This is a genomic window from Candidatus Obscuribacterales bacterium (assembly GCA_036703605.1).
Taxonomy (GTDB): domain Bacteria; phylum Cyanobacteriota; class Cyanobacteriia; order RECH01; family RECH01; genus RECH01.
This window is the reverse complement of the sequence record DATNRH010000273.1, coordinates 1-2,127: the sequence shown is the minus strand read 5'-3', so window position 1 is coordinate 2,127 and position 2,127 is coordinate 1. Positions and strand designations below refer to the sequence as shown.

3 protein-coding genes are annotated in these 2,127 nt (G+C 53.9%); 1 reads left to right on the top strand and 2 read right to left on the bottom strand.

The window, feature by feature from the left end:
- Positions 1-423, bottom strand: a 423-nt coding sequence (locus V6D20_05785) for a hypothetical protein (GenBank protein HEY9815296.1), incomplete at its 3' end; no start/stop codon positions are given.
- A 61-nt stretch (positions 424-484) separates the two neighbouring features.
- Complete coding sequence (locus V6D20_05780; GenBank protein HEY9815295.1) at positions 485-1,255, bottom strand: hypothetical protein; 771 nt, start codon at positions 1,253-1,255, stop codon at positions 485-487.
- 155 nt (positions 1,256-1,410) lie between these two features.
- Here V6D20_05780 and V6D20_05775 point away from each other — a divergent pair.
- Positions 1,411-2,127, top strand: a 717-nt coding sequence (locus V6D20_05775; protein HEY9815294.1) for a protein kinase, incomplete at its 3' end; no start/stop codon positions are given.

The following is a 2,127-nucleotide window of genomic DNA, read 5'->3' as shown; positions in this document are numbered from 1 at the left end:
GACCTCCTTGTGTTCAGCGTGCTTCTCGGGGATGGCCTCGGTCTGGGGCTCGGCTTCCTCAACCGGGGCGACCCGTCCGATGGGCCGGACAATTTCACGGCCCTCGACTGGTTTGGCCGGCTCGGGTGCCACTTCCTCCTTGGCGATGGGCTCAACCTGCACCTCCACTTCGGCTGGACGACCATCGAAAAAAACGCGCATCTGAATGCGTCCCTCGGCCTTGGGATCGACCAACTCAATGATGCGGACCTTGCGGTCCTCGACCACCTGCTCCGGGCTCAGTCGTTCTTCGGCGGTCTGCGAGGCCTTGTCCACGTCCTTGGCATCAGCCAGCGGCATCAGGACCGCCGAACCGATGGCGGCCACCGTCAGGCAGGAAGTCGGCGTAAAACCGGGCAATTTCAGGAATGGGAGCGTAATCATACCCCTAAGACACGGCCGTTAGGGAATTCTTAGGAGATTTCATCTTTCTTCACAGAAGCCCTCATTTGTTCCAGCACCGCATCACCACAACGGCCGAGATCAACCCGAACACCAGCATGCCCACCGCAATGTAGCCCAGAGGATTGGTTACCCCGTCAAACCCTACGGCATGGATGTTCACTACCAGCACTACTAGGCCGAGCAAAGTGCCGCAGACGGCAATGATGCACCATGGCAGCAGGGACATCCGAATGCCTTTCTTCAACTGGGTCTCGGTGGGCATGGGAACCCAGTCCGAGTGATCGCTGAGATCGCGAAGCGGTGGATTGCCTAGAGCTGCGAGAAGCGCCTCGATCTGTTGCTCATTTTCGAAGGCCGTCAGCGGTATGGCGTGGTGCCTTTTGTCGGTCAGGGAGACTTCCAGATAGTGCTCGTCGCGTCCCACCCAAACGATGTCCTCGATCTGGGAGATGAATCCGGTGTCCTGAGCGAACAGGTCGAACTTGCCGTCCCCCACCCGATAACTCACCTCGTAGGCCGGCACATTTTTCTGTGCCTTACGCGCCTCGCCCTTAATGCGTTTCGCCGTATTGTAGGGAAAGTTCTGATAGACCAGAAAGCAGACTGCGGCATAGGCGATGGGATAGACCCACCAGGGGGCCCACATGCCATCGTGGAACCACAGCACGAGTGCAAAGCCGAGGACTGCCCACAGGCTGTTGAGCAGCGAATCCTTGAGGCGGTCGCGGCGGGCCCGTTCGCTGTGGAAGTAGGCGCGCATCACCAAGTCGGTGAGCTCGCGCGCTCCACACGTGTACTTGAACTTCAGCATCCGCATGAAGCCTTAGCACAGCGGCAGAGAGCTTGGCACGCCTCAAGCGTGGGAGCCCACAGAATCTCACTCAGGGCTCGCGGACCCGTTCCCTTTTGGTGTAGAAGCTGCTTCCAATCTTATTGGCTGGATTTAAAAATTAGCTTTTAGACAAAATGAAAATGCAAACTCCTTGGGTCAACGATTGGGATGAATTAGAGGAAATTGGACGCGGGGGACAAGGCGTGGTTACCAAGGTGAGAAGCCGCAGCACTGGGAAACTAGCTGTCCTCAAGAGGATAGTAGATAAATGGCGTTTCGATGAGCAGGCTAGGGCTAGGCTGCGTCAAGAGGGTGAAACTTTAGCAAAACTTAAAAGATTTGGGGCAAAAGTTCCTGAACTATATGAATCGTTTATTGATCATAACGACGCGGAGCCCTTTCTAATAATGGAATATATTTTGGGAGATCGTTTTGACTCATGGCTCAATAGTTCTGCACCCACAACACCGCAGACCGCAGTTAAAATAACACTACAAATAACGAGAACGATAGAATTGTGCCACAAGCTTGATGTTGGGCATCGGGACCTGAAGCCTACAAATATAATTCTTAAGGATGGGAACATAAACCATCCCTATATTTTGGATTTTGGCATATCATTTGACTCAAGGCAGACTGTAGCGCTCACCGAAGAAGGGGAGATGTTTTGGAATGAGTTTATAATGCTGCCGGAGTGTCAGGATTTGGCAGGTGGGCACCGAGATTTAAGGTCCGATATTACCGCTCTGGCTGGCATATTTTTTACATGCCTTACAGCAAAGCCCCCAATCATGTTGCGCAGCGCAGAAGAGCAACCGCCACATGAGCGTCATGAAAAGCTTTTATGCGAC